The organism is Anaerolineales bacterium (assembly GCA_022866145.1).
In the GTDB taxonomy this organism is placed as follows: Bacteria; Chloroflexota; Anaerolineae; order Anaerolineales; family E44-bin32; genus PFL42.
In genome coordinates, this window is record JALHUE010000222.1 from 1 (window position 1) to 3,247 (window position 3,247).

Genomic DNA, 3,247 nt, shown 5'->3' on the forward strand with positions numbered 1-3,247 from the left:
AACGGCCTCGAGCTAAGCCGCTCGGCGGCAAGGGCCTATTGCCTTCATTCTAAGGTAACTTGGCGGCCAGGCACCATCGCGATTTCGCCCGCCAGCCGAGTCGGCTTCAGCGAGTTGTTGGGCGGGCCAATCTACGATGCATGGAGATTACGGGACTGCGATGAATTCGGCGGTGGACGACGACTTGGGGATGGGGAGTCGGTCTTCGCGGAGACCTGCCACGTGCATCTCGATCGCCTGGTGCATGCGGCGGGTAGCTTGCGCTCGCGTGCTTCCTGTTGCGACACAGCCCGGGAGATCAGGTGAGTAAGCCGAGTAGTTTCCTCGGGTGCGCTCGATAACGATTAGGAACCTATTCATTAGTCCCTACCTTCCCTTCGGCTTCGGGAGCCCTGCCTGCTTGAGGACGCTGTTGAGGGTTCTGGGAGCCAAGTCATCGCCAGGGTGCCCTGCTATGGTAACGCGGCCAGGCTTGCGGGGATGCTTGAATTGGCGATGGCTACCCTTGATGGCCACGACGGACCAGCCATCCTCTTCAATCAGCCTGATGACGTCTCTGATCTTCATCCCCGACGATCAGCCATGTCTATTGCGAATTCTAGCACAACGGCGAGCCTGCCCATTCCGGGTGCCCACCCCGGTTCGCTAGCATGTGGCACGCCCAACGGCCTCGAGCTAAGCCGCTCGGCGGCCCAGGCTGATCACCATTCTCGCGCCGGCCAGACGGCAGGCCAACCTACCCGCCCTCTCGACCGCCAGCCGAGTCGGCTTCAGCGAGTTGTTGGGCGCATCGGATTGTGATAATCGAGCCGGACTAGACGTCTTCCAGCCTGATACCTTCGCCGGCACGCAGGCCGCGGCGGGCCGATGCCACCCGCTCCTGGAAGCGCGGGTCGCTCTCCAGTCTGTAGTCAAACCAGTCGTCCTCGGACTTGAAACCGACGAGCAACCCCGCCGGCTTCCCGTGCCGAGTAATCACAATCTCCTCCCTCTCTGCCTGTCGCAGGAGCCTAGAGAGATCATTCTTGACCTCATGCAGGGGAACTCGCTTCATCTCACTTCCCTACCCTTCCCAACCAGTCGGCTGCACCGGATTTCGGCACAATGGCTAGCACCTCAACTTGACGCTCAATCACGTCGTAGAACACCCTGAAGTCGCCCACTCTCAATCGGTACTGCGGCTTGGATACGCCGCGCAGTCGCTTGATCCGGCTCCGTGAGGTGGCAGCTGGTGTATGTCGAAGGTGAGCCTCGATTGCCTCGACGACCTCTGACCGTTGAGTTGCAGGCAACTGCCGCAGATCCTCAACCGCTTCAGCCGCCAGGATGATCTCGTGCCACATTCTGGCTATATTATAGCCATATTGGAAGGGACGTCAAGGCTCGGAAGACGCCGATGCGCCTAACGGCCTCGAGCTAAGCTGCCCGGCGGAAGCGGGCAGACTCCGCCTGATTGTCGCGCATGCCAGCGGGCCAGGCACCCTACCCTATCCGCCAGCCCGCCGGGTCAGCCTCAGCGAGTTGTTAGGCGCAGCAACAAGGCAACTGGGCACTGAAGTGATACTCGAGTGTCTCACCCGGGCGCAAGAAGGCTCGAGACGTGGGTCATCGGAGCGGTGTGCGATTGGAAGGAGCCTTGAAGCGAACGGTGTAGTTGAACAGGTCACCACCCTCTGCATCGAGCAAGAAACCAGACTCGGTGACTGTACGAATTGTCGTCCTCCTCAACGGATAGTCGGGGTCAGGCAGGAATTCGGTGACTGCCAGCATCCCTTCCGGCCTTAGAACTCGCATGATCTCCTGCAACGCCCTCTTCCTATTGGGGATCTCCTCCAATACGGTGATAAGGAGAACCAGGTCCAGCGACTTGTCCTTGAACGATAGCTCAGTGGCACTGCCAAGGACGAGCGATGTGTTGTGGATGTCCCGGTTCTCATCTCTGGCCAACTTGGCGCCGAGCTGCCTCAGCATCCTGGGCTGGATGTCCAGGGCGTACAGTCTGCCTTGGTCGCCAACCTGCCTTGCCGCGAACGTGGTGTAGCCGCCGCTTCCACACCCTATCTCCAGCACTGACATGCTTCGTGTGACCCCGCTGCGGTTCAGAAGCTCTTCGGGGGGTTGCATTCTTCTGCGTAGATCACTATCAAGGAAGTAGCCGACGAAGAACGGGGCGGGGAAGTGCACAAACCGCCTCAAGATGCGCACTCCAATTAGAACCATGAACACCAAGTAGCCGGCGATGGCGCCGATGATGATAAGAAGGGGTCTGAGAAGCGATTGCCAGTCGGCTTGCGTCATGGACTGGTGTGCACGCGGAATGCCGTCCTTCTTCTCCAAGCACGAAGCGGTTCAACGCGGCTCGGCAGGATCTGAGCAGATGGACGCTGCGCCTAACGGATGCGAGCTAAGCCGCTCGGCGGCTCGGGCGTGGGTCCTTCATTCTAGGGCAACTCTCGAGGCAAAGGACCACTGCCTTTCCGTTCGCCAGCCGGGTCTGCATCAGCGAGTTGTTACGCGGCGTAACGGGACCTCGGCTACTTGCGGGCGATAGCTTCGGCTTCAAGGAAGGACCGATGAAAGCCAGAGAGTTGCGCTCCGAGTATTGAGGGTTCCGCTCCCTTGGAGAAGGATGCCTCGAGACGGATTTGGTTGGGCAAGTCTGGACTCTGGAAGAAGAAGATGATGTTGTATCCGTTTGCACCTGTAACCAGGTATCTTGCGTACTCGTGGTCGAACTCTTTGAGTGTCTTGCACTTGGAGACCTTGAAGGCGGGTAGGTCGGTCTTCTTCTGATGTGAATAGTTGTGGTGGATCTGAAACTCGCACTCATCGAGCTTATGCCAGATGAGGTCTCCGAGGGCCTGGTGGCTGGCTGTCCCACAAGTGGAAGCGCCCCCTTGCTTCTCGGCGAAGAGGCCACCATGGTTGAAGGCAGAGGCAACTATGGCAATCCCATTTCCCCTCGGAAGGTGAACATCGCACCACTTGACGTACTTTGCCGGCTGTCTGCGGATGATCCGAGCAACTCCGCGCATGCTTTCCTTCCTGGGCGGCTGGCCGCTCACTTGCGCCGCCTAACGGCCTCGAGCTAAGCCGCTTGGCGGCTCAGGCTTGATGCCTCCATTGTAGGCCAACAAGGCAGGCGGAGAACCTATGCACTTTCGCCCGCCAGCCGAGTCGGCTTCAGCGAGTTGTTAGCTGGCTCACTAGACCTCGATCGAACCTTCGCTGACGAGAACACAATCCC

General features: G+C 59.4%; 5 protein-coding genes. All 5 read right to left on the reverse strand.

Annotation, left to right across the window (positions count from 1 at the left end):
• Nucleotides 1-366: 366 nt before the first annotated feature.
• The gene (locus MUO23_07090) at nt 367-567 is read right to left on the reverse strand and encodes a type II toxin-antitoxin system HicA family toxin (GenBank protein MCJ7512722.1); all 201 of its coding nucleotides are present in this window, start codon (nt 565-567) and stop codon (nt 367-369) included.
• Nucleotides 568-814: 247 nt separating this feature from the next.
• Nucleotides 815-1,054 carry a type II toxin-antitoxin system Phd/YefM family antitoxin gene (locus MUO23_07095; GenBank protein MCJ7512723.1) on the reverse strand — a complete coding sequence of 80 codons (240 nt, stop codon included), beginning with the start codon at nt 1,052-1,054 and terminating at the stop codon, nt 815-817.
• Nucleotide 1,055: 1 nt separating this feature from the next.
• Nucleotides 1,056-1,343 carry a type II toxin-antitoxin system RelE/ParE family toxin gene (locus MUO23_07100; GenBank protein MCJ7512724.1) on the reverse strand — a complete coding sequence of 96 codons (288 nt, stop codon included), beginning with the start codon at nt 1,341-1,343 and terminating at the stop codon, nt 1,056-1,058.
• Nucleotides 1,344-1,605: 262 nt separating this feature from the next.
• On the reverse strand, nt 1,606-2,337 hold the full coding sequence (locus tag MUO23_07105) for a methyltransferase domain-containing protein (protein MCJ7512725.1): 732 nt from the start codon (nt 2,335-2,337) through the stop codon (nt 1,606-1,608).
• Between the two features lie 197 nt (nt 2,338-2,534).
• The gene (locus MUO23_07110) at nt 2,535-3,035 is read right to left on the reverse strand and encodes a hypothetical protein (protein MCJ7512726.1); all 501 of its coding nucleotides are present in this window, start codon (nt 3,033-3,035) and stop codon (nt 2,535-2,537) included.
• Nucleotides 3,036-3,247 lie beyond the last annotated feature (212 nt).